General features: G+C 73.1%; 1 protein-coding gene. It reads left to right on the forward strand.

The genetic code is table 11. The annotated features are described in order from the left end of the window. Positions 1-329 (forward strand): hypothetical protein (locus G3I71_RS47055; protein WP_164325081.1); only part of this gene is annotated, 329 nt, incomplete at its 5' end. Positions 330-472: the final 143 nt, after the last annotated feature.

Raw genomic sequence — 472 nt, forward strand, 5'->3', positions numbered from 1 at the left:
CCGACTTCGCGGTCACCGACCGCAACCGTACGCAGGTGACGGCGGCGCTCGCGGGCCTCGGCGCCGTGGCCGTCGCGGGCCAGCCCTCGATGGCGACCTCGGCGGCGATCCCGCTGATCTTCGACGAGGCGCGGCGCAGCGGTGACATCACCGCGCAGTTCGTCGACGTCAGCTCGCAGGACCTCCTGGCGGCGGCCCTCTCGCTCAAGGCGCCGGCCGTCGGTGGCCTAGGGTTCAGCCTCGGGGCGTCGACGTCGTCGTCGGAGACGACGGACGCGTACTACATGACGCCGACGGGCTGGAAGGAGTGGAGCGGGTGCGCTGCATGAGGGTGCTGGGTGCCGCGGTCGCGGTGGTGGCGGCTCTGACGTTGTCGGCCTGCTCGCAGGACGCGGCCGAGGGTGAGGGGGGCTCGTCGTCCACGGCACCCACGGAACCGACCGGGGGGTGGGACATCACGACGCTCGAGGGC

It is taken from the genome of Streptomyces sp. SID12501 (assembly GCF_010550245.1).
Classification (GTDB): domain Bacteria; phylum Actinomycetota; class Actinomycetes; order Streptomycetales; family Streptomycetaceae; genus Streptomyces.